This window comes from Geobacillus stearothermophilus ATCC 12980 (assembly GCF_030369615.1).
GTDB lineage: Bacteria > Bacillota > Bacilli > Bacillales > Anoxybacillaceae > Geobacillus > Geobacillus stearothermophilus.
The window spans coordinates 2,106,054-2,129,334 of the sequence record NZ_CP128494.1 but is presented as its reverse complement, the minus strand read 5'-3'; the positions used below and the strand labels follow the sequence as shown (position 1 = coordinate 2,129,334).

Sequence of the window (23,281 nt, the reverse complement as noted above, 5' to 3'; positions counted from 1 at the left end):
TAAACAGTAGGATTTGGCGAAATGGGGGAGAAAGCTTGACAGAACAGCCAAAAACGCGAGTGAGCGTCCGCATCTATGGACAAGACTACACGATCGTCGGCGCGGAAAGCCCGGCCCACATCCGGCTCGTGGCGGCGTTCGTTGATGATAAAATGCATGAATTCAGCGAGAAAAATCCGCTTCTTGATGTGCCGAAGCTGGCCGTGTTGACAGCCGTCAACATCGCCAGTGAGTATCTCAAACTGAAAGAACAATATCAACGGCTGGCGGAACAGCTGAAACAGGAAAAGGACGGGAAACAGGATGATTGATGTCGTGCTGCTATTTGTCCTGTTGATGGGGGCGATGATCGGGCTGAAGCGCGGCTTTATCCTTCAATTCATTCATATGGCCGGGTTTCTCATCGCCTTTTTCGTCGCCTATCGCTATTATGAACGGTTTGTGCCGACATTGCGCCTTTGGATTCCGTATCCGACGTTCGGAGACCCGGAGACGATGAAGCTGCTGTTTCAGAGCACGCATTTGGACGATGCCTATTATCGGGCGATTTCCTTTGCGCTTTTGTTTTTTGCTGTGAAAATCGTCCTGCAAATCGGCTCGATGCTTGATTTCGTCGCCCAACTGCCGCTCTTGCGAAGCGTCAACCGCCTGGCGGGGGCGGCGCTCGGGTTTGCGGAAGTGTATTTGCTCGTCTTTTTGCTGTTGTATATCGGGGCGCTCGTGCCGATTGACAGCGTGCAGGAGCAGCTGCAGCGTTCGCTTATGGCGACCGTGATTGTGAAACATACGCCGGTGTTGTCGGACATGCTTAATCATTGGTGGATTCATGGCCGCGTCTGACCGGGCGTGGCCGCGGTTTTGCGGGAAAGGGAGGAAATGGGGATGAGCGTCCATAAAAAAGAAGTCATCCGCCTGCTTGAAACGATCGCACTGTATATGGAGATCAAAGGAGAAAATCCATTTAAGGTCAACGCCTTCCGCAAAGCGGCGAACGCCTTGGAAACGGATGAGCGGAGCCTCGCGGAAATCGGCGACTTCACCGCCATTCCCGGCATCGGCAAAAGCACGGCGGCGATCATCACCGAGTTTGTCGAAACCGGTTCATCATCGGTGCTCGAGGAATTAAAGCGCGATATTCCGGAAACGCTTCTTTCCTTGCTTAAGATCCCGGGGCTTGGCGGCAAAAAAATCGCCAAGCTGCATCAAGAGCTCGGTATTGTCGATATGGATGGATTGAAAGAAGCGTGTCTGGTGGGAAAAGTGCGGGAGCTTCCTGGTTTTGGCGCGAAAACGGAGGAAAAGTTGTTGGCGGCGATTGAGGAGGCGGGCAAACGCCCTGAGCGGCTGCCGCTCGCTCGGGTGCTCGCCGCCGCGGCGGATGTGGAACGCCAGCTTGCTTGTCTTGATGGCGTGATCCGCTTCTCGCGGGCCGGCAGTTTGCGTCGCGTAAACGAAACGGTGAAAGATTTGGATTATGTCATCGCCACCGACCGTCCGGCTGCGGTGCGCGACGGGCTTCTTCGTTTTGAGCGTGTCCGCGAGGTCATCGCTGCTGGGGAAACGAAAGTGTCGCTTCTGCTTCGCTATGACGACGATGTGGCCGTCGACTTCCGGCTGGTTAGCGGGGCGCAGTTTGCGACCGCGCTCCATCATTTCACCGGATCGAAGGAGCATAACGTGCGCATGCGCCAGCTCGCCAAAGAGCGCGGGGAGAAAATCAGCGAATACGGCGTGGAAGACGAAGCGACTGGCAAGGTGAAAACGTTCCCGGATGAAGCGGCGTTTTACGCCCATTTCGGGCTGCCGCACATTCCCCCGGAGCTGCGTGAAGACGGCACGGAAATCGAGCGCTATTCGGATCGATATCCGCTTGTCCGCCTTGAAGACATTCAAGGCGATTTGCATATGCATTCGGCATGGAGCGACGGGGCGTGTTCGCTTGAGGAGCTCGTTGAGGCGTGCCGCCGCCTCGGCTATCGGTATATGGCCATCACCGACCATTCGCAATTTTTGAAAGTCGCCAACGGTTTGACGCCGGATCGATTGCGGCGCCAGCGCGAGGAAATCGAACGGCTGAACGCGCGCTATTCGGATTTTACCATCCTCGCCGGCATTGAGATGGATATTTTGCCGGACGGGACGCTCGATTACGATGATGACGTGCTCAAGGAGCTGGATTTTGTCATCGCCGCCATTCACTCTGCGTTCAAACAGCCGCGCGAGGCGATCATGAAGCGGCTCGAGGCGGCGTTTCGCAATCCGTACGTCGATGTCATCGCCCATCCGACCGGAAGGCTCATCGGCCAGCGCGGCGGTTATGACGTCGATCTCGATCGGCTCATGAAACTCGCGGCCGAGACGAACACGGTGCTTGAGTTAAACGCCAACCCGAGCCGTCTCGATTTGTCGGCAGCTTACGTGAAAAAAGCCGAGGAAGCGGGGGCGTATATTGCCATTAACACGGACGCCCACCATTTGGACATGCTTGATGATATGGCTATTGGCGTGGCGACGGCAAGGAAAGGCTGGATCAAGAACGAAACGGTCATCAACACATGGCCGCTTGACAAGCTGCGGCAGTTTTTGCGCGACAAACGAACGAAATGAATGAGCTGGGGGTCAGATACGTGCAACGAAAAGTGCTTCACACCTTGGAGTTCGATAAAGTGAAAGAGCAGTTGGCTGAGCATGCGTCCTCGCCGCTCGGTTTGGAAAAAATCGAGGCGCTCATGCCGTCATCCGATTTGGAGGAGATGGCCGCTTGGCTTGAGGAAACGGATGAAGCGGCCGCTGTTTTGCGACTTGCTGGCTATGCGCCGCTTGACGGAGTTGTCAACATTCGCCCTCATTTGAAACGGGCGTCGATCGGCGGCGTGCTCAGTCCGCAAGAACTCGTGGAAACGGCATCCACCTTGACCGCAAGCCGGCAGATGAAACGGCTGATTATGGATCTGCATGAAGAGCACGGGGGATTGGATCGTCTGTCCATTTATGCCGATGAGCTCGTGGAGGTGCCGGCGCTTGAGCATGACATTCGCCGTTCGATCGACGACCATGGCGAGGTATTGGATGCCGCAAGCGACCGCCTCCGTTCGCTCCGCGGGCAAATTCGGTCAGTGGAAGCGCGCATCCGCGAGAAGCTTGAGAGCATCATTCGCTCGCCGTCGGCGCAAAAGCGGCTGTCGGACGCCATCATTACGATCCGCAACGACCGCTATGTCATTCCGGTGAAACAAGAGTATCGCAGTGCCTATGGCGGCATCGTCCACGACCAGTCGGCGTCCGGGGCGACGCTGTTTATCGAGCCGCAGGCGGTCGTCGAGTTGAACAACGCACTCCGCGAAGCGCGGGCGAAAGAAAAGCAAGAAATCGAACGCATTTTGCGCGAACTGTCGGCAAAAGTCGCTGAGCAGGCTGAACCGCTTGCGCGGGCGGTTGAGTCGCTTGCGGCGCTCGATTTTGCGTTTGCCAAGGCGAAATACGCCCGCCGGCTGCAAGCCGCGAAGCCAGCGGTCAATAACCGAGGCTATCTTCGCTTTGTGCAGGCCCGCCATCCGCTGCTTGATCAAGAAAAGGCGGTGCCGAATGACATTGAACTCGGCGGCGATTATACGACGATCGTCATAACAGGCCCAAACACCGGCGGGAAAACGGTGACGTTAAAAACGGTCGGCTTGTTGACATTAATGGCGCAAGCGGGGCTGTTTATCCCGGCGGCCGACGGATCGGAAGCGGCGGTGTTCCGCGCAGTGTACGCGGATATCGGCGACGAGCAGTCGATCGAACAAAGCTTGAGCACGTTCTCGTCCCATATGGTCAATATTGTCGACATTTTGCGCCATGTCGATGGCCAAAGCCTTGTGCTGTTTGATGAGCTCGGAGCAGGCACCGACCCGCAGGAAGGGGCGGCGCTTGCCATCGCCATCTTGGATGAAGTGCACGGGCGCGGGGCGCGGACGGTGGCGACGACGCATTATCCCGAATTGAAAGCGTACGGCTACAACCGCCCCGGGGTGGTGAACGCGAGCGTTGAATTTGACACCGAAACGCTCCGTCCGACGTATAAACTATTGATCGGCATTCCCGGCCGCAGCAACGCCTTTGACATCTCACGCCGCTTGGGGTTGGATGAGCGGATTATCGAGCGGGCGAAAGCGCAAGTGAGCGCGGAAAGCCATAACGTGGAAAACATGATCGCGTCGCTCGAACGGAGCAAAAAGCAAGCCGAGGAAGACGAAGCACGGGCGCGCGCGGCGTTGGAGGAAGCGGAGCGGCTGCGCGCCGAGTGGGAGCAAAAGCTCGAAGCGCTCGAAGAGGAAAAAGAAGAGAGGCTGGCTGAAGCGGCGAAGCAGGCAACGGACATCATCCGCGCCGCCGAGCGCGAAGCCGAGCGGGTGATCCATGAACTGCGCCGCCTGCAAAAAGAAAAGCAGGCGGAAGTGAAAGAACATGAGCTCGCCGAGGCAAAACAGCGGCTCGCCGCCGCCGTGCCGAAAGTCGAGAAACGGAAAAGAGCAAAAAAACAGGCGCCGCGCCATGTATTCCAGCCGGGTGATGAAGTGAAGGTGACGAGCCTCAACCAAAAAGGCTACTTGATCGAAAAAGTGTCGGACGATGAATGGCAAGTGCAGCTCGGCATTTTGAAAATGAAAATTCACGAGCGTGACTTAGAATACATCGGCAGCGCGCCGGTGAACGACGTGACGCCGATTGCGACCGTGAAAGGCAAGGACGCCCATGTGAGCCTTGAGCTTGATTTGCGCGGCGAACGGTACGAAGACGCGCTCCTTCGGCTTGAGAAATACTTGGATGACGCCGTGCTCGCCGGATATGCGCGCGTCTCCATCATCCACGGCAAAGGGACAGGCGCGCTCCGTCAAGGGGTGCAGCAGTTTTTAAAGCAGCACAGGGCGGTCAAAAGCTTCCGATTTGGTGAGGCGAATGAAGGCGGGACCGGGGTGACGGTCGTGGAACTGAAATGATGGGGGCGAGAATGATGGCGCCGTTTTGGGAGCACGAAATGGTGAGAACCGCTGCCAATTTCAGCGTCGCCGTGCTGTGCATCGTGGTGTTTTTGGCCGTGTTTGAACTCGTCACGAAGTATAAAAACTGGGAAGAAATTCAAAAAGGCAATATGGCAGTGGCGATGGCAACCGGCGGAAAGATTTTTGGCATTGCCAATATTTTTCGTTACGCGCTCGCCCACCATGAGTCGCTGTTGTCGATGGTCGGCTGGGGCGTGTACGGGTTTTTGCTTCTGCTCGCTGCGTATTTTATTTATGAATTTTTGACGCCGAAGTTTAACATCGATGATGAAATCGCCAACGACAACCGGGCGGTCGGCTTTATCTCGATGGTCATTTCCGTCGGTTTGTCGTTTGTCATCGGCGAAGGGATTCAGTAAAGGGGAACAACCGAATGAACGCAGTAGTCAAATGGTTGTTGATTGCGGTCGGGCTGTTTTTGATCGCCGGCATCGCGTATATGGCGGTGCGCAACCGATCGGTCGATGTGCTGGCGAAAATCTTGTTTGTCATTTGCGCGTGCTTTTTCTTCATTGGTTTGGTGTACTGGTTTTGGTGACGTCTCGCTCAGGCGAGGCGTTTTTTTGATGAAAAATTACAAAAAGTGAAATAAAATAGAAACAAGGAGGGATGCATATGGAAAAACCGTGGCTCGCTCATTATCCGCCGTCCATTCCTGCTACGCTCGACTATCCAAAGAAAACGATTTCCGACTATTTGTGGGAGACGGCGGAACAATATGGCGACAAAGACGCCATCGATTTTTTCGGAAGGCTCTTTTCTAAAAAATTGTTGCTAATAACCTCAATAAATGTTTACCAAATTTTTTTAAAAACCCGTGGTGCTAGATAAACTTGATCAAGCATAAAAATAGCCCTTGCTGGCGGATCTCCAGTAGAATGAAAGTGTCACCCAACATTCGAAAGGAGAGATCCCCCATGCAAGAGCACTTTCATTTTACTACAGATCCAGCCAAACTTCAAAAACAATATGCCGCTATTTTCTGTTTTGTTTCTGCCCAACTGTCGTTGATTCAAATGTATCTTCATCGCCGCAACCGTCACTTGGTCAAGCAAGAAGACGAAGTGGTCATGGCGGTTCACCTTTTGGGGAAGCTGCTGGGCTTTTCTTCCGAACGAGCCTGGCATCGTTTTGTCACGGGAAATTTGTTCACAAACGGCTCGTTTCTTGAACGCTCCCGATACAACCGCCGCTGCCGGGCGCTTGGTTTCGCCATCAAATGGATCCGTCATGAGCTGGCGAAACGTGGCCAACACCATGCTTATGCGGTCGTCGACAGCTTGCCTCTTCCGTTGTGCCATCCCGCAAGAATGCAGCGCGTCAAGCGATTTCGAGGGATCGCGGATATGGGGTATTGTGCTTCCAAAAAGCAATGGTACTACGGTTTCAAGCTGCATCTTCAAGTGACCAATCAAGGGCTGGCCATGGGCTATGTCGTGACGGAAGCGTCCTGCCACGACGTCAAAGCCGCTGAAACGGTGATGACTCAAATCCCTCATCCCTACAACTTTGGGGACAAAGGGTACATCAGCCACGCTCTTCGAGAAAAGCTGTACGAAGAACACCAAGCCGCGTTCTGGACACCGTCTCGACACAATCAAAAGCACGGCCCATCCAAGGCATGGGAAGAATGGATCAGGAAAAAACGCAAAGTCATCGAGACGGTGTTTTCGATTCTCGTAGACCAATACCGGATCACCGACATTCGAGCGAATTCCATTACCGGGTTTGAAGTGGCACTCGATGGCATCTTGTTGGCGTATTCCCTGGTCACACTAGGGCTAGTTGAGCGCTGACGCTCAACTAGCACCACGGGTTTTTAAAAATAATGGTATAATAAATCTGGGAGTGATGATTATGTTAAGGTTAATATCGGTAATCATAACGATACCCTTAGTAGCCATTCATTTCGCCATTCTATACTTTTGGGTTTTCGATTGGCGAAAATTGGTTACACAAGTGGGCTTAATAAGTTGGATTTTCTCAATTATATTGGGTATTTTCGTCTATTTTGCTTATCGAAAGTTCATTAAAAACCAAAAATTTACTGTTGTCAGTAGAAAAGTATTATTCAGTTCAACTTTAATGACCATCGTTTTAGGTGTTCTTACGTTAGTCATTGAAGTAATTACAAGGTCAATGCCTTAGGAGGGGATTGATTTATGCACTCCTTCTAATTGTTTCAACAGTTGTAAAATTTACTTGTTGGCAAGAGGCAAGGAACATTTCTTTCGCTTGTTCTTTTTTCGGTATCTTCTTATTCAATTCAAGAAAACGATGCCAGAATAAGTAGTTATCAAGGTATTTCGTTGCTACACCTTGAAACCTATCCATCCACTTTTTCAAACGAGTATGATACCCGTTGACGTGTTGAATATGGTAAATTCCTTTCTTTGTATAGACACCTTTGCGAACATTAATGGCTTCGTGTTGTAATTCCTTCATCGTAGCGAATTTTTTATAGTTGGTTGCTGTATCTGTGCATAGCAAAGCAGAGGTGTCAATATGTTTTCCTAACACCTCATCAATTTCCATAGCCGTAACACGACCTCTTCCTACCATTTGGGAAAGGATTTGTCCGTTTCTATCGTGTGCAACTACCACACAAATTTGTTCTTCAGAAATGCCACGTTTTTTGGCTACACCGCCACGTTTACGAGCCTTTCTGTGAGCGATGAACTTTTTGCCTTTTTCACTTTCTAAAAAGTAAGTTTCATCGCTTTCCACGATTCCCTTTAGTGTTGGATGACCAAGAGAACGAATCGCATATAGAATTTTGTGTCGCCAATAAAAGGCAGTTGAAATGTGAATATGAAGTTCTTCCGCTATCTTTGGCAATGTGTAGCCTTTCACCATCATCTCAAAGTATTTCAGCCATTTATGAGGGTATCTTGTTCCTGACAATGGGCTACCTGTCATATCGTTGAATGACTTCCCACAATCTTTACATAGATACCGTTGGCGAGAACGATATCTCCCATTACGTTTAACGGACATACTTCCACAGTGAACACACGCTAATCCTTTAGAAAAGCGAGTTTCACGAACCTCTCTGACCATTTTTGAAATGTCGGATTTTGGCTCTGGAAACAAGTCCTTTTTAATGGCTCTAAATAATTCCAACTGTTCTTTCTTTGGAAGTGTATAGAAGTCTTGGTAAACATCGTGCCAAGCCATTGCCATACGGAACACCCTTTCTACCTTTTATGACTCTATTGTACATAATGTCCTATATAGCAACAATCTATACGAAAATAGCCTTTCGGAAAGACGATGACGTTCCGCCAAGTGTATGAACAGGCGCTCACATTCGCCCACTTTTTGCGCCGCCTTGGTGTTCAAAAAAGGAGACCGGGTGGCGGTGATGCTGCCAAACTGCCCGCAGGCGGTGATCAGCTACTACGGGACGCTCCTAGCGGGCGGCATCGTCGTGCAGACGAATCCGCTTTACACCGAGTATGAGCTTGAATACCAGCTGAACGACAGCGGCGCCTCGGTGCTCGTGACGATGGATCTTTTGTATCCAAAGACGGAAAAGGTGAAAGGGAGGACGCCGGTCAAGCATTGGATTGTCACGAGAATGCAAGAGTATTTGCCCACGGTGAAGAAATGGCTGTATCCGCTTGTGCAATGGAAGCAAAACATGCCGATTGTCCGCATCGCGGAAAGCGAAACTGTTCATCTGTTCCGTACGATCATGAGCCGCAAGGAAACCGCTCCGATCGGGGTGGACATCGACCCCGTGGAAGATGTGGCGCTGCTGCAATATACAGGCGGCACGACGGGACATCCGAAAGCGGCCATGTTGACGCATCGCAACTTGATCGCCAATACGCTCATGTGCGCCCATTGGGTGTATAAATGCGAAAAAGGAAAAGAAACGGTGCTCGGTGTGCTTCCGTTTTTCCACGTGTACGGCAGGACGACGGTGATGAATTTGTCCGTGATGATGGCGAGCAAAATGGTGCTGTTCCCGCGCTTTGATGTCAAGCAAACATTAAAAGCAATCGAGCGCACCCGGCCGACGATGTTCCCAGGCGCACCGACGATGTACATCGCTTTGTTGAACCATCCGGATTTGCTGAAATATGATTTATCTTCGATCAACGTCTGCATCAGCGGATCCGCTCCGCTACCGGTTGAGGTGCAGGAGCAGTTTGAACAGGTGACGGGCGGAAAATTGATTGAAGGATACGGGTTGACCGAGGCATCCCCTGTCACCCATAGCAACTTCCTTTGGGACGGGGAGCGGGTGAAAGGAAGCATCGGTGTTCCGCGGCCGGATACGGACGCGAAAATTGTTTCCTTGGAAACGGGTGAGGAAGCAAAGCCCGGCGAGCGTGGAGAACTCGTCGTGCGCGGGCCGCAAGTGATGAAAGGCTACTGGAACCAGCCGGAGGAGACTGAGCAAGTGCTGCGCGACGGATGGCTGTACACCGGCGACATTGGCTATATGGATGAGCGTGGGTATTTTTATATCGTCGACCGCAAGAAAGATGTCATTATCGCCGGCGGTTATTTACCCGCGCGAAGTCGAAGAAGCGCTGTATGAGCACCCGAAAGTGCAGGAAGCGGCCGTGATCGGCGTTCCGGATCCGTACCGCGGCGAGACGGTGAAAGCGTTCGTCGTGTTAAAGCCGGGGAGATGTGCAGCGAACAGGAGCTTGACGCGTTTATGCGCCAGCGCCTGGCTGCTTACAAAGTGTCGCGCCTGTACGAGTTCCGCAGCGAATTGCCGAAGACGGCGGTCGGCAAAATTTTGCGCCGTGTTCTCGCAGAGCAAGAAAAAAATAAGACTTGACAAATCGTCGGAACAATTCGTAAAATGGGAATATGAATGATGATTCATTCACTTGAAGATGGGGATCGGAAGCAAAGGAGAATGACGATTGCGCAGAGAAAAGCCGAAGTTCAAGCAAATTATTGACGCGGCCGTCGTCGTCATCGCCGAGCACGGCTACCATCAAGCACAGGTGTCGAAAATCGCCAAGCAGGCCGGTGTCGCCGACGGCACGATCTACCTTTATTTTAAAAACAAAGAGGATATTTTAATTTCGCTTTTTCAGGAAAAGATGGGGGCGTTCATCGAGAAAATTGAACAAGAGACAGAAGGAATTTCAAGCCCCCTAGAGAAATTGTATGTGTTGGTGAAAACTCATTTTTCCGCCCTCGCTGCTGATCCGCATATGGCGGTCGTGACGCAGCTTGAGTTGCGTCAGTCGAACAAAGAGCTGCGCCATCGCATTAATGACGTGCTGAAAGGATATTTGCGGCTCATCGACCGCATCATCATGGAGGGGATGGAAAAAGGGGAATTTCGCCAAGATTTAGACGTCCGGCTCACCCGGCAAATGATCTTTGGCACCCTTGATGAAACGGTGACGACGTGGGTGATGAACGAGCAAAAGTACGACCTAGCCGCGCTCGCCGATCCGGTGTACGAACTGCTCATCAAAGGGTGCGCCGCCGGGCGTTAGGAAAGGCAGAAAGGGGAGAGGCTTCATGAATTTTTTTCGCGTAGCGAAAGAGGAGTTCGTCGCCGTCGTGACGTTTTCGCGGTCGCCGGCGAACGCTCTTGTATCCACTGTTTTGAAAGAGCTTTCAAACTTGTTGGACGAGCTTGAGACCGACCCGGACGTGCGCGTCGTGTTGCTTCATGGCGAGGGGCGGTTTTTCTCAGCCGGCGCCGATATTAAAGAATTCACGTCCATCGCTTCCGTCGAGGAGGCATCCGGCTTGTCGCGCAACGGCCAACTCGTGATGGAGCGGATCGAACGCTTTTCCAAACCAGTCATTGCGGCGATTCACGGCGCTGCATTAGGCGGTGGGTTGGAGCTGGCTATGAGCTGCCACATTCGTGTGGTGGCGGAAAACGCCAAACTCAGCCTTCCGGAGCTGCAGCTTGGCCTCATCCCTGGATTTGCTGGAACGCATCGGCTTGTGCGCTACGTCGGCTTTGGCAAAGCGCCGGAAATGATGTGGACGAGCGAGCCGATCACCGGACTCGAAGCGGTTGAATGGGGGCTTGCCAACAAGGCGGTGCCGGAAGAGCGGCTTCTTGATGAAGCCAAAGCGTTGGCGAAAAAGATTGCCGCCAAAAGTCCGCTTTCCGTTCGGGCGGTTATTGAGTTGCTTAACGCCGCCAAGGAAAAAACGTTCGTTGAGGCCGTGCGCGAGGAAGCGGAATGGTTTGGCCGCGTGTTTGGATCCGAGGATGCAAAAGAAGGCGTGCAGGCGTTTTTGGAAAAACAGCCGCCCGTCTTTAACATCTTTCCGAAAGAAGTCTCCCACTTCTAAACGAAGTGAAAGTGGGAGATGAATTTCGGTTAGGTATAGCCTAAAATTGTCTCTTTTTTGTGTATTACAATATAATCAGTTATAGAAAAAACCCGGACTTGATTTTAGCCGGCAACGTCGCCATTGACGGCGGCTCCGGCCAAGTCGGCCCGCGTGTGGCGGAATTGCTCGGCATTCCATATGTAACGACGATCACAAAGCTCGACATTGCCGACGGCGGCAACGTGACGGTCGTGCGCGATGTCGAAGGGGATGAGGAAATCATCGAAACGTCGCTGCCGCTCCTTGTCACCGCTCAACAAGGCTTGAACGAACCGCGCTATCCGTCGCTGCCGGGGATCATGAAAGCGAAAAAGAAACCGCTTGAAGAGCTAGAGCTTGACGATTTGGACCTCGACGAAGACGATGTTGAAGCGAAGACGAAAACGATTGAAGTGTTCTTGCGCCGAAGCGGGCGACGTCATCGCCGTCGAAGAGGCGGGCGGCAACATCGTCTTTACCCGTCCGATCTACTCCGGCAAAGCGTTTGAAAAGAAAAACTGAAAGTGCATTCGTAATGAACAACACGGGCGGCTGCAGCCGTCCGTTTTTTTGACGGATAAATTCCGCGGCAAAAGCGAATAGTAGAAACGAAGCAAAACATTCGCGCCGACATGCATTCCATGGTATACTTTGCTTGCAGCATTCAAGAAGATGGGAGGGAATCCATATGGCGATTGTCAACGCCACTGACCAAACGTTCGCCGCAGAAACGAAAGACGGCCTCACGCTCGTTGACTTTTGGGCGCCATGGTGCGGACCGTGCCGCATGATCGCTCCGGTGCTGGAAGAGCTTGACCGTGAAATGGGCGACAAAGTGAAAATCGTCAAAGTGAATGTCGATGAAAACCAAGAAACAGCGTCGAAGTTCGGCGTCATGAGCATCCCGACGCTGCTTCTGTTCAAAGATGGCCAACTTGTCGACAAAGCGATCGGCTACCAGCCGAAAGAGGCGCTTGTGCAGCTGGTTGGCAAACATGTGTCATAACGGAGAAAGAAGGAAATCCAGAGGGGAAGAAGCCTCTGGATTTCTTTATTTAAGGTGTGATCAGCTAGGAAAAGAGGATTTTCAGCAAGAAGGGAGTCCTCTCTTTTTCATCATGTGTTGACATTGAAATTCATTTTCTCTTATAATCTTATTGTATTGATATTGATTATCATTTTTTGGATGTGTGAACGGGGGATACATAATGTCATTAAAATGGAAGTGGCTGGCCTTGTTGGCCGCCGCGGCGTTGGCGCTTGGCGCGTGCGGCCAGAGCAAACAGACGGCGGGAACAGAAAAAGAAAGCAGCAACCAAACGGCTGTGGAAAAACAAGAAAAGCCGAAAGAGGAAGAGAAGACGGAGAACGAGAAGGAAGAAGCGGAAGTCGATTATGCGGGAGCGTTCAGCGAAGCGCTCGCGGAGCTTGAGAAGGCGAAGCAAGGCGGGGCGGTCGACTTCGGCAAAGTGGAGAGCATCTACAAAGAAAAGCTGCAGCCGCTTGTACAAAAACGTGACGCGGAATTTGAAGATACGCTTGACCAACATATTACCAACGCACTGGCCGCCGGCAAAGACGGGTCGCTTGAGCCGTTGGTTGTCAAGCAAATTTTTGACAAGCTGATGCAAAAAGTGTTTTACACGACGATCAAGCATGAGTTTACCGAAGCAGAAGAACATTGGGCCAATAAGGAAGAAGTAAAGGAAGAGCTTGAGGAAGCCAAAACCTTTTACGCGATTTTGCAGTCGACCGTGGAAAAGCGCGATGCGGCTTACGGAACGAAGTTGGTTGACGCGATCAACGGGGCGTTTGCCCAAATGGAGCAAGCGGTCCAAAACGATGATGCGCTCTCATTTGCCCTCGGTAAGCAAGTCGTGGACAAAACATTGATGAAAACATTCTATTTAGCGAGCGGAGCGCTGCCGCACGGCTATGCGGCGAAGGCGGCGGCTGCGGCCAAGGAAAACGCCGAAGAAGCCAAAGTGGAGCAGGCGGAAGGCTGGGCGTTTTATCAGTCCGTCTATCCGTATATGAAACGGCATGCCGCGGAGGAGGCGGACTACATTTTGAAACAGTTTGACCTGCAAACCGATGTCAAAATGCTCGATCCGAAAGCGGTGAACCATGCGTTCGTGCGCGGATGGGCGAAAGTGGCGCTTCATGAATATGAAGAAAGCAAAGAAAATTGGGGGCAAGACAAGTCGGTGATCACCGCCTTAGAAGGCGCGCTCTTTATTAACATGATCGAACAGGATATCAAAACGCTGCTTGGCGACAAAGCATACACCGACTTGAACGAACAGGCGACACGCTACCTAGAGGCGGCAAAGGCAAAAAACAAAGCTGAGGGTGACAAATGGCTGCCGCAAATCGAGGCTGCGCTTCAGCAAGTGATCCAGAAAGCGAACTAAATGATCAGCAAGGGTGTCCGGCGCGGCTCCCTTTTTTTGCAGGCGTCCATCCGGAGCGAAGGCAGCGATGGCTGGGCTGCCGCTTGCCTCACCGAGCCAAGGCGGGAAATGAAAACATTTGGTTTTTGCCGATTGGCCACGACGTTCCCCGACGGTTTATGGTAAGATGCTAATGGACAATGGAATTCGATGATGAGGTGAAGGCGATGAAAGTGGTGGTGACCGGGGGAGCCGGATTTATTGGCAGCCATCTAGCCGCCCGGTTAAGCGGACTCGGATATGACGTGGCTGCAGTGGATTGTTTTCATCCATATTATTCTGCTGAACGGAAAGAGCGGCAGTTTCAGACGCTCACCGGCGGCCGGGTGCCGCTTGTCCGCTTGGATTTGCTTGATGGGGAGCGAACGAAAAGGTGGCTGGTCGAGTTTCGCCCCGATGTCGTCTACCATTTGGCGGCGCTGCCGGGCGTGCCGTATTCCCTCGAGGAGCCGCTCGCGTATATCGATTATGACATCAAAGCGACGGTCAATGTGTTGGCGGCGGCGGGGGAAGCGGGTGCGGCGCACGTGCTGTTTGCCTCATCGTCATCGGTGTACGGCGACCGAGGCAATGTGCCGCTCCGGGAAGAGATGGCTGACGGCCGCGTCGTGTCGCCGTATGCGGCGGCGAAATACGGAGCGGAATCGTTTTGTCATGCCTATGCCCATTTGTATAGCTACCAAATGACGATTTTCCGCTATTTCACCGTTTACGGGCCGTGGGGTCGTCCGGATATGGCGATCGGCACGTTTTTGCGCCGATTGCTGGCGGGCGAGGAGATTGTCGTGTATGGCAAGGGGACGGCGCGCGATTATACGTACATCGATGATATTGTGGAGGGCATGATCGCAGCACTTCACCGCAGCGGCGGGCGAAGCGAAGTGTTCAACTTGGGCGCCGGGGCGCCCGTCACCATGGAGCAGCTGCTCGCTGAGTTGCGGAAGCACTTTCCCGATCTGAAAATCGTGCACGCGCCGGAGCGGAAAGGCGATGTGAAAGCGACATGGGCGGACATCACGAAGGCGGAGCGGGCGTTTGGTTACAAGCCGAAGGTGGCGTTTGCCGAAGGGCTCGCCCGCACGGTGGCGTGGGCGCGCGAATATGAGCGGTAAACCGGCGGCTAAAGCGGCGTTGCAAGCAGCTGGGCTCGCGCTTCTTTTCTTTTCCGCTTGGTTGACATACCGCTGCTTTGACGGCCGGCAGATGCTCCATCATCTATCCAGGATAGTCAGCCGCCCGATCGAGATGGCTGCCGCTGCTTTCGTATATGGCTTGTCGTTTTGGCTGCGGGCGTGGGCGTGGAAGCGATATGTCGGAAAGCCAATCGCCTTCTCTGTTTATTGGCGTGCCGTGCTGCTTAGTTTGTTTGTTAACCATCTAGCCCCAGTGAAAATCGGTGATGCTGTGCGTATGGCTTTGCTTGCCCGCCAGCCCGGTGTTTCAGCCAGCGAGGCCATTGAATCGGTGGCGGTGATGCGGCTCCTTGATATGGCGGTGCTTGGTGGATTGACTGTCATTGGGATGTATGCGTATATGCATTACATTCCCCGCATTTCTCTCTTGGCAGCGGCCGTTGCGGCCGGGTTCGTGCTGACCGTGATCGTGTTTCGCCGTCCGCTCCGCCTCGATCGGTTATGGCGGCGATGGCGGAGCGTATTTCACGGCTGGAGCGGCGCGGCGATGGTCGGGGCGGTGGCGGCGAGCTGGCTGTGTGAGGCGGCAGTCATTGGCGTGATCGCGAAAGCAGTCGGCATCCCGCTTTCCTTTGGACAGGCGGTGTGGGCAAACAGCGCGACCGTTTCCGGCCAGATCGCCCAAGTCGCCCCCGGCGGGATCGGAACATACGAGGCGGTGATGGCGTTTGCGTTGACCCGGCTCGGCGCACCGTGGGAGAAAGCATATGCGGCGGCAGTGTTGACCCATGCGTTTAAGTTTTTGTTTTCTTACGCCGCTGGTGCCGCGGTATTGTGGTTTTGGCGGTCCGACTGGCAGATGGTGCGGGGTGTATGGAAAAAGGAAAGGGAGAAGCGATGAAACAAGCATCACGATTCGAAAAAATCGCGGCGCGCTGCTGGAATTTGCTGAATGAAGGAAAGCCGTTTACGCCGATTTTTGTCGCGGGAACGATGACGATCTACCATGCCGCTGATTGGATGGGCGGCTCATGGGGATGGATGCTTGGTCTGGCGGCGGCGCTGCCGCTGTTTGTCATCTACTATGTCTATGATTATCCGCTGTTTTTGCGCAATTATTTATGGATCCCTTATGTCGTGTTTCTCATCGTTTGGTCGTTCGCTGATGCGTCGTTGTTGTTGTTGGCGTCGGGGCTTTACTTTTTCTTTACCGTCTTTTTTTGGGGGACGCTGTATTACCATTTGCGCATCGGCACGTCGTGGTGGAATTTCACCCGCTTTTGGAAGCTGGTGTTGAAAAACAGCGATTCGACGAGCGGCAACGCCCAAGAGCAGCTGCCAAAATGTTTTCTTCTTTTGTCTGTATGGGAATACGCTTCGCAGCAGATCGATCAAGGAGCGGCTTTGGCGCCGCTGTGCGGGGCGCTTTGGCTGTTTGCCGCTGGGGTGTGGCTGTTTTCATGGATTTTGCATCGGAATTTGTTCGACTGGCAGCCGGAGATCATTCCGACTTATACAAACAATGTGCCGAGTCCAACCGTGCCGATCAGTGACAAAGTGTATGTCATCGTGATTGATGGCATGCGCAAAGACCGGTTTGAAGCGGCCAACGCCCCGTTTTTGAAACGGTTGCGCGCTCAAGGGACGGAATTTGCGCAAATGGAAACCGTCTATCCGGCGCGCACGGTCGTTTGCTTCACCTCGATGCTGACGGGGACGTATCCGTTTGAGCACGGCATCCGGTCCAATATGGTATGGAAGCTTGGGGCAAAAGTGGAGACGATTTTCGATTCGCTCCGGAAAATCGGAAAAACCGGCCGCTTGCTTGGCATCGCTCATTTGGTCGATTCGTTCGGCGACGATGTCGAAACGGTGACGGCCGTCATGCCGAACGACCTCGCCGACCGTTATATCATCGAGCGGGCGAAACGCATCGTCGAGGAACAAAACCCGGATTTGCTTGTCGTACAGTTGATCGCCACCGATCAGACCGGCCATAGCCGCGGTGTGCTGTATGACGAGTATATCGAAAAAATTGAAGAAGCCGACGCGTTGATCGCGGAGTTTGTCGGCTGGCTTGAGGAACGGGGCGAGCTCGAGCGCGCGACATTGATTGTCTGCGCCGACCATGGCCAAGCGGATGGCATCGGCGGCCACGGCCACCTCGATGAAGGGGAGCGGTATGTGCCGTTTTTTTTATACGGCCCGGCGATTGAAGCAGGAAAACGAGTCGATGAGAAAAAAAGCCTCGTTTCGCTGGCGCCGACGATCGCCTATTTGCTTGGCGCTCCGTATCCGAGCCATAGCCGCGGTCCGGTTTTGATCGAAGCGATGCGAAAGAAAGGAGGAGAGCGATGAAGAAGCAGCGCGTCATCGTCTTTTTGCCGGCGCACAATGAAGAAGAAGCGATTGGGGAAGTGATTCGCCGCATTCCGCGTCATTTCCATCCCGATGTAGAGGTCAGCGTCTTGGTCATTGATGACGGGTCAACCGACCGGACTGCTGAAGCGGCGCAAGAAGCGGGAGCGGACTACATTTGCCGCTGGCCGGAAAACCGCGGCCTCGGTGCGGCGGTGCGGCGAGGGCTTGAAGAGTGTGTCCGTCTTGGCGCGGATATCGGCGTGATGATCGATGCCGATAACGAATATCCGCCGGAACAAATTCCTGACCTTTTGGCGCCGATTTTCGCCGGTGAGGCCGACTATACGATCGGCTCGCGCTTTCTTGGCACGATTCGCGGCATGAAATGGCACCGCCGCCTCGGCAACTATGCCTTTACGTGGCTGCAGTCGCTCCTGCTCGGCCAGCGGTTGTATGACGGGCAGTCGGGGATGCGTGCGTTTTCCCGCCAAGCGATTGAAGAGGCGGAAATCATCCACGATTACAATTACGCCCAAGTGTTGACGCTCAACTTAGTGCGCAAAGGGTTTCGACTAAAGGAAGTGCCGATCCGCTACCAAGTGCGGACGACCGGCCGTTCGTTCATCAAGTTCACCGCCTATATGACCGCGGTCATCCCGGCCATCTGGAAGGAAATGCGCCGCCCGGTAACAAAAGCGGTCATTGACCGAAAAGCGCATCTGCTTTCTTTGGAGCGGGAGCGCCATTGTTCGTGAGGCGGCCGCCTTGGGCCGCCGGCCATTTTTCCCAATATTGACAATGATGGTGATAATGATTATCATTGATCTTGATGGAGGGGGATCAGAAACGTGAAAACATCCCGTTTCTTTTTTTACATAGCAGTGATCATTATTCTCAATCTCATTCCGCTGAAAGCGTTCGCCTATTTGTATGGAGATCCGAACAAAGAAGCGGTTGCTGAGGCGTATAAAGAGATGAAAGAAAAGTTGAACGAGCAGCCGCCGAACTTTGCCGCAGCGAAGGAAATTTTCGGAACCATAAAAGAAGAAATCGACATGCATATGGGACCTGAGCCGTCCAAGGCCGTGCTTGCAGCCATCGAAGCGAAGGACCGCCAGGCTGTGATCAAAGATATGGAAAAAATTTTAGTGCTCAATATCGCCCGACGTTTGGACAATATTGAGGCGAACTTTGATCAGTACGACACGAGCAAGCGGCTGTTGGCGAAGGCGTTTGCGACGTATGAGGCGCTGTCGCCAATCATCCAAGGGAAAGACCCTGCGCTTGACAAACAGCTGCGCACCGAGTTTGACAAGGCTCTGCAGTCGCTTGGCAACCCGGGGTTATTTGGCGTCGGCGAGAAAAAATCGGACATCAATGCGTTTAAAAAAAGCAAAGAGACTATTTTAACCGTGCTGCAACAACAATTCGGTTTGAAAAGCTTAGAAGTTGGCCATTTTTCGGACAGTGCTACAGAAAAACCGGATGAAGTGAAAAAAAAGGAATGGACGGATTTGTCGAAATCAAAAAACTGGATTCCTCTCATTATCATCGTTGCGATCATCATTGGCACTGCCTTGATTTATGTGCGACGTCGGAAACGGGCTTAGTTTACATGTGAAGGGGAGGCGGGGGCATGGAAGTTCAAGCGCTGCTCATTACGTTTCGCGAAGCACTGGAAGCGCTGCTGATCGTTGGCATCATCACCTCGTATTTGAAACGGGTCGGTCACCGCGAATACACGAAATACGTATGGCTTGGCGCCGCTCTCGCTGTGGCGGCGAGCGTCGGTGTCGCCATGTTGTTTCAGCTTGTCTTTACCGGTTTTGCGGCAATGGGAAGCGAGATATATTTAAAGATCGGCATCATGGTCGTTTCCACGCTGCTGTTGACGCAAATGGTGTTCTGGATGGCCGAACACAGCCGGGACATGAAAAAAAGCTTGGAAGGGAAAATGGATCAGTTTGTCACCGCCGGCAATGTCGTCGGCATGGTCATTCACTCGTTTTTGGTCGTGTTGCGTGAAGGGGTGGAAACGGTCTTCTTCTTCGCTGCGATTACGCACGGCAACATCGGAGCGGCGATGCAAGGATGGGGAGCGGCAACTGGGGTTGCCATTGCTGCTTTCGTCAGCTACTTCTTCTTTAAAGGGACGATGCGCATTCCGTTGAAGACGTTTTTTAAAGTCACCGGCGCGTTTATCGTCCTAATTGCCGCTGGACTGCTCGTGCAAGCCATTTCGATGATGCAAGATATCGGCCTCATCGGCAGCGTCATGCCGCATGTATACGATTTGACGTGGCTGCTTCCGGAACATCCGATCGATTACGAACATTACGTGCGCGACCATGGCGTCGCCCCTGTCTTTTCCGGCGAAGTCGGCGTCTTTTTAAAAGCGTTGTTTGGCTATTCATCAATGCCGTCGCTCGAGGAAATGATCGCCTATATCGGTTATTTTGTCGTGATTTACTTGCTCGTGACGAGCCGCCATGGGCAACAAAGCGGCAAACAGGAGCAACCATCGGCGGCATTGGAGGAACAGACAAAACGGGTGATGTAAGGTACAAGGCGCGGATGCCTTGTACTTTTTCTTTAGAAGGCTGGTGAAAAACCGCGGCCACCAGTAAATCAGTGGCATTTCGCCCCAAAAAAGAAGGTTGATTTCGCATGGTTTATCTAATTGAGAAACAGATGGGAATAGCAGTATTTTGTATTAAATCACCAGCCCTTTAGGGGGGATGCGATGAAACGACCGTTTCTTGACCGCGTTTGGCTTGGCTTCAGCATCGGCTTGGCTGCCGTTTTGTTGGGGGCCGGCCTGCGTTACGCCAGCCCGTACGCGGCCTCGTGGGACGAAGTTGACTTTGCGCGGGCGCTGGAGCGCTATGATTTGTTGGCGATGCAGCCGCATTTTCCAGGATATCCATATTTCGTTTTGGGCGGGATGGCTGTTCATGCCGCAATCGCTAATCCAGCCAAAGCGCTTTCGATTTTGAACGTGCTTGTGTTGTATTCCGCTGTCTTTCCCATCGTTTGGCTGCTCGCTCGCCATATGCCGCGCTCAGCGGCGCTATGGGCGGCGCTTTCGGTGCTTTCTTCAAGCTACGTGCTCCTTGCCGCCGCCAGACCGATGTCGGACGGCGCGGCGCTTGGCGTGCTTTGGTGGTACATATGGGCGGTGGAATGGGCGCGGCGGCGAACAACATGGATGGCGCAGCTTTGGCCGTCCGCGTTGTTTAGCATCCTCATGGGCATCCGTTTGTCTTATGCCCCGTTTGCTGCCGCGTTGTTGATCCTTTGGCATGAAGACTGGAAAACGCACCGCCGCCTCGGCCGCGTGGCGGCATCGCTGTTGGCGGCGGCCGCCTTTCAATTTGTTTGGGTGGCGGCGGTCGCGGCGACGGAAGGCGGCCTTTGGCCGTTTTTCAAGCTTGGTTGGGCGTTTGTTGCCGGTCATTTCAGCGAATGGGGCGGAACGGCGGCAACGAGCCCGCTGCCGTTTTCTGAGCGATTGTACCGCTTTATCGTCCACAACTTTGTTTGGACCGGCATCGCCAGCCAGCACGTTTCATTGCTGTCCGCCTATGCGGCAATCGGTGCCATCGCCTGGCGCACGGGGCGGTTTCAGCTGCCGCGTGCGCTTGTCGTTTCCGCGTTGCTGTATGCTGTCTGGGCGCTGTTTGGACAAAATATTGACAAGCCGCGCCACCTTCTTCCGTTGGTTCATTTTGCGCTGTTTTATGTGTGGGGCCGCTTTTTGGCTGCGCCGAAGGCATGGAGATTAGCGCTGGCAGCGGCGGTTGTGCTGCTGCAGTCTGCAATCGGCATCGGGCTGCTGCACGAGCAGGCAAAGACGCCCCCGGCAGTGTATCAGCTTGCCGACGATTTGCGTGACAAGCCGCAGCCGTTTGTGGTATATACGTGGGAAGAGACGCGCGTCCTAGACTATTTGAACGTGCCCTTTCCACATAAAGACGTGCTCCATTTTTCCTTCTTTTTGCAAGACAAAGAAAACTACCGCCATGCTATGATATATATGACCAATCACGTTGTCCAAGGGTTCGAGGCTCAAGGGATCGATATTTCCCGCCATGTGCGCAAAGTGAAAACGTATCGTTCCAGTCCGCTTGCCGACCCGGTGTATGGAACGATTACACTGTATGAATGGGTGGACGGAGAGTGAGGGGATGGCCATGAACGACCGGCTGAAGGAAAAGCTGTCCGTGCTCCCGGAACAGCCGGGCTGCTATTTAATGAAAGACAAACACGGAACGGTCATTTACGTCGGCAAGGCGAAGTCGTTGAAGGCGCGCGTCCGCTCGTATTTTACCGGGACGCATGATGGCAAAACGCAGCGGCTTGTGGAGGAAATCGCCGATTTCGAATACATCGTCACCTCGTCAAACGCCGAGGCGCTCATTTTGGAGATGAATTTGATCAAAAAGCATGATCCGAAATACAACGTCATGCTCAAGGATGATAAAAGCTACCCGTTTATTAAAATCACCGCGGAACAACATCCGCGCTTGCTCATCACCCGCAAAGTGAAAAAAGACGGCGGCAAATATTTCGGCCCGTATCCGAACGTGCAGGCGGCGAACGAAACGAAAAAGCTGCTCGACCGTTTGTATCCGCTCCGCAAATGTTCGACGATGCCTTCGCGCGCCTGTTTGTATTACCATATGGGCCAATGCCTCGCCCCGTGCGTCAACCCGGTGTCGGACGAACAAAATAAGGCGATGGTTGAACAAATCGTCCGCTTTTTAAACGGCGGCTATGAAGACGTAAAGCGGGAGTTGGCCGAGAAAATGCACGAGGCGGCGGAAGCGCTCGAATTTGAGCGGGCGAAAGAATACCGCGACCAAATCGCGGCGATTGAGATGACGATGGAAAAGCAAAAAATGATGTTCAATGATTTCATCGACCGCGATGTATTCGGCTATGCGTACGACAAGGGCTGGATGTGCGTGCAAGTGTTTTTCCTCCGCCAAGGAAAGCTGATCGAGCGCGACGTGTCCATTTTTCCGCTTTATCAAGACCCGGATGAGGAAATGCTGACGTTTTTGGGCCAGTTTTATGCGAAAGCGCATCATTTGAAGCCAAAAGAAGTCGTCCTCCCGTCCGACATTGACGGGGAGCTTGCCCGTGAATTGCTCGGCGTAGCCGTCGTCCAGCCGAAAAAAGGGAAGAAAAAAGAGCTTGTGGAGCTGGCGAGCCAAAACGCGGCCATTGCTCTGAAAGAAAAATTTTATTTCATCGAGCGGGACGAAGAACGGACGATCAAAGCCATCGAACGTCTCGGAGAGCGTCTTGGCATTCCGGCGCCGCGCCGCATCGAGGCGTTTGACAACTCGAACATTTACGGGGCCGATCCGGTCTCGGCGCTCGTCGTTTTCCTCGATGGCAAGCCGGCGAAAAAAGAATACCGGAAATATAAGGTAAAAACAGTGGCGGGACCGAACGATTATGAAACGATGCGCGAAGTTGTGCGCCGCCGCTATACGCGCGTGTTGAAAGAAGGATTGCCGCTTCCCGATTTGATCATCATCGACGGCGGCAAAGGACACTTGTCGGCGGTGCGGGATGTATTGGAAAACGAGCTTGGCCTCGATGTGCCGCTGGCCGGGCTGGCGAAAGACGAAAAACACCGCACATCCGAGCTTTTGGCCGGCGACCCGCCAACGGTCGTGCCGCTTGACCGGCAAAGCCAAGAGTTTTATTTATTGCAGCGCATTCAAGACGAAGTGCACCGGTTTGCGGTCACGTTCCACCGCCAGGCGCGGCAGAAGACGATGTTCCATTCCGTGCTTGATGACATCCCGGGTGTTGGGAAAAAGCGGAAAAAAGCACTCTTGAATTATTTCGGCTCGGTGAAAAAGATGAAAGAGGCGACGGTGGAAGAGCTGCAACAGGCGAACATTCCGCGGGCGGTGGCGGAGAAGATTTATGAGAAGCTGCATGAATAACTGCA

The 23,281-nt window shown here is 53.2% G+C and carries 21 protein-coding genes and 2 pseudogenes; 22 read left to right on the top strand and 1 reads right to left on the bottom strand.

The annotated features are described in order from the left end of the window. The first annotated feature begins 35 nt into the window (after nt 1-35). From zapA to QSJ10_RS11495, 8 genes are all read left to right on the top strand, one after another. Nucleotides 36-311 carry a cell division protein ZapA gene (zapA, locus tag QSJ10_RS11530; protein WP_014196491.1) on the top strand — a complete coding sequence of 92 codons (276 nt, stop codon included), beginning with the start codon at nt 36-38 and terminating at the stop codon, nt 309-311. Next, nucleotides 304-840, top strand: a complete 537-nt coding sequence (locus QSJ10_RS11525) for a CvpA family protein (RefSeq protein ID WP_053532755.1) — start codon at nt 304-306, stop codon at nt 838-840. The genes zapA and QSJ10_RS11525 overlap by 8 nt, the downstream gene beginning before the upstream one ends. Nucleotides 841-882: 42 nt before the next feature. Continuing rightward, complete coding sequence (gene polX / locus QSJ10_RS11520) at nt 883-2,607, top strand: DNA polymerase/3'-5' exonuclease PolX (protein ID WP_053532754.1); 1,725 nt, start codon at nt 883-885, stop codon at nt 2,605-2,607. A 20-nt stretch (nt 2,608-2,627) separates the two neighbouring features. Next, nucleotides 2,628-4,982, top strand: coding sequence for an endonuclease MutS2 (locus QSJ10_RS11515; RefSeq protein WP_328198502.1), 2,355 nt, complete (start codon nt 2,628-2,630; stop codon nt 4,980-4,982). 14 nt (nt 4,983-4,996) lie between these two features. Beyond that, a complete protein-coding gene (locus QSJ10_RS11510) occupies nt 4,997-5,404 on the top strand; it encodes a DUF350 domain-containing protein (protein WP_033010786.1) in 408 nt (135 codons plus the stop codon). Nucleotides 5,405-5,418: 14 nt separating this feature from the next. Further along, complete coding sequence (locus tag QSJ10_RS11505) at nt 5,419-5,583, top strand: hypothetical protein (RefSeq protein ID WP_162839634.1); 165 nt, start codon at nt 5,419-5,421, stop codon at nt 5,581-5,583. Between the two features lie 77 nt (nt 5,584-5,660). Then, nucleotides 5,661-5,876, top strand: a complete 216-nt coding sequence (locus QSJ10_RS11500) for a hypothetical protein (RefSeq protein ID WP_053532752.1) — start codon at nt 5,661-5,663, stop codon at nt 5,874-5,876. Nucleotides 5,877-5,962: 86 nt separating this feature from the next. Next, the gene (locus QSJ10_RS11495; protein ID WP_047818946.1) at nt 5,963-6,841 is read left to right on the top strand and encodes an IS982-like element ISGsp1 family transposase; all 879 of its coding nucleotides are present in this window, start codon (nt 5,963-5,965) and stop codon (nt 6,839-6,841) included. Between the two features lie 364 nt (nt 6,842-7,205). Here the strand turns inward: QSJ10_RS11495 and QSJ10_RS11490 are convergent, their stop codons facing one another. Continuing rightward, entirely contained in the window at nt 7,206-8,228 is a 1,023-nt protein-coding gene (locus QSJ10_RS11490; RefSeq protein WP_053532397.1) for an IS1595-like element ISBsm2 family transposase, read from the bottom strand. 81 nt (nt 8,229-8,309) lie between these two features. On the opposite strand from QSJ10_RS11490, the pseudogene QSJ10_RS11485 reads away from it, so the two are divergent. The 14 genes and pseudogenes from QSJ10_RS11485 to uvrC form a co-directional block, all read left to right on the top strand. Beyond that, nucleotides 8,310-9,886, top strand: a pseudogene (locus tag QSJ10_RS11485) (AMP-binding protein); the annotation flags it as partial. A gap of 48 nt (nt 9,887-9,934) precedes the next feature. After that, complete coding sequence (fadR, locus tag QSJ10_RS11480) at nt 9,935-10,522, top strand: fatty acid metabolism transcriptional regulator FadR (protein ID WP_033010670.1); 588 nt, start codon at nt 9,935-9,937, stop codon at nt 10,520-10,522. A 25-nt stretch (nt 10,523-10,547) separates the two neighbouring features. Then, on the top strand, nt 10,548-11,342 hold the full coding sequence (locus QSJ10_RS11475) for an enoyl-CoA hydratase (RefSeq protein WP_053532396.1): 795 nt from the start codon (nt 10,548-10,550) through the stop codon (nt 11,340-11,342). Between the two features lie 86 nt (nt 11,343-11,428). Further along, a pseudogene (locus QSJ10_RS11470) lies at nt 11,429-11,785 on the top strand (electron transfer flavoprotein subunit beta/FixA family protein); the annotation flags it as partial. Between the two features lie 266 nt (nt 11,786-12,051). Then, on the top strand, nt 12,052-12,369 hold the full coding sequence (gene trxA, locus QSJ10_RS11465; RefSeq protein ID WP_033014362.1) for a thioredoxin: 318 nt from the start codon (nt 12,052-12,054) through the stop codon (nt 12,367-12,369). Nucleotides 12,370-12,571: 202 nt separating this feature from the next. Further along, entirely contained in the window at nt 12,572-13,777 is a 1,206-nt protein-coding gene (locus tag QSJ10_RS11460) for a hypothetical protein (protein ID WP_049624956.1), read from the top strand. Between the two features lie 206 nt (nt 13,778-13,983). Continuing rightward, on the top strand, nt 13,984-14,928 hold the full coding sequence (locus tag QSJ10_RS11455; protein WP_033014381.1) for an NAD-dependent epimerase/dehydratase family protein: 945 nt from the start codon (nt 13,984-13,986) through the stop codon (nt 14,926-14,928). After that, on the top strand, nt 14,918-15,850 hold the full coding sequence (locus QSJ10_RS11450; RefSeq protein ID WP_033014359.1) for a lysylphosphatidylglycerol synthase transmembrane domain-containing protein: 933 nt from the start codon (nt 14,918-14,920) through the stop codon (nt 15,848-15,850). Before QSJ10_RS11455 ends, QSJ10_RS11450 begins: the two co-directional genes overlap by 11 nt. Continuing rightward, entirely contained in the window at nt 15,847-17,307 is a 1,461-nt protein-coding gene (locus tag QSJ10_RS11445; protein WP_152968876.1) for an alkaline phosphatase family protein, read from the top strand. The genes QSJ10_RS11450 and QSJ10_RS11445 overlap by 4 nt, the downstream gene beginning before the upstream one ends. After that, nucleotides 17,304-18,065 (top strand): glycosyltransferase family 2 protein, encoded by a 762-nt coding sequence (locus QSJ10_RS11440; RefSeq protein WP_053532395.1) that lies wholly within the window; start codon nt 17,304-17,306, stop codon nt 18,063-18,065. Before QSJ10_RS11445 ends, QSJ10_RS11440 begins: the two co-directional genes overlap by 4 nt. A gap of 93 nt (nt 18,066-18,158) precedes the next feature. After that, the gene (locus QSJ10_RS11435; RefSeq protein ID WP_053532394.1) at nt 18,159-18,920 is read left to right on the top strand and encodes a hypothetical protein; all 762 of its coding nucleotides are present in this window, start codon (nt 18,159-18,161) and stop codon (nt 18,918-18,920) included. 26 nt (nt 18,921-18,946) lie between these two features. Continuing rightward, nucleotides 18,947-19,870: an FTR1 family iron permease gene (locus QSJ10_RS11430; RefSeq protein ID WP_050367644.1), complete on the top strand. Its 924-nt coding sequence runs from the start codon at nt 18,947-18,949 to the stop codon at nt 19,868-19,870. 183 nt (nt 19,871-20,053) lie between these two features. Continuing rightward, nucleotides 20,054-21,493, top strand: coding sequence for a hypothetical protein (locus QSJ10_RS11425; protein WP_053532393.1), 1,440 nt, complete (start codon nt 20,054-20,056; stop codon nt 21,491-21,493). Nucleotides 21,494-21,503: 10 nt separating this feature from the next. Next, complete coding sequence (gene uvrC, locus QSJ10_RS11420; RefSeq protein WP_049624968.1) at nt 21,504-23,276, top strand: excinuclease ABC subunit UvrC; 1,773 nt, start codon at nt 21,504-21,506, stop codon at nt 23,274-23,276. Nucleotides 23,277-23,281: the final 5 nt, after the last annotated feature.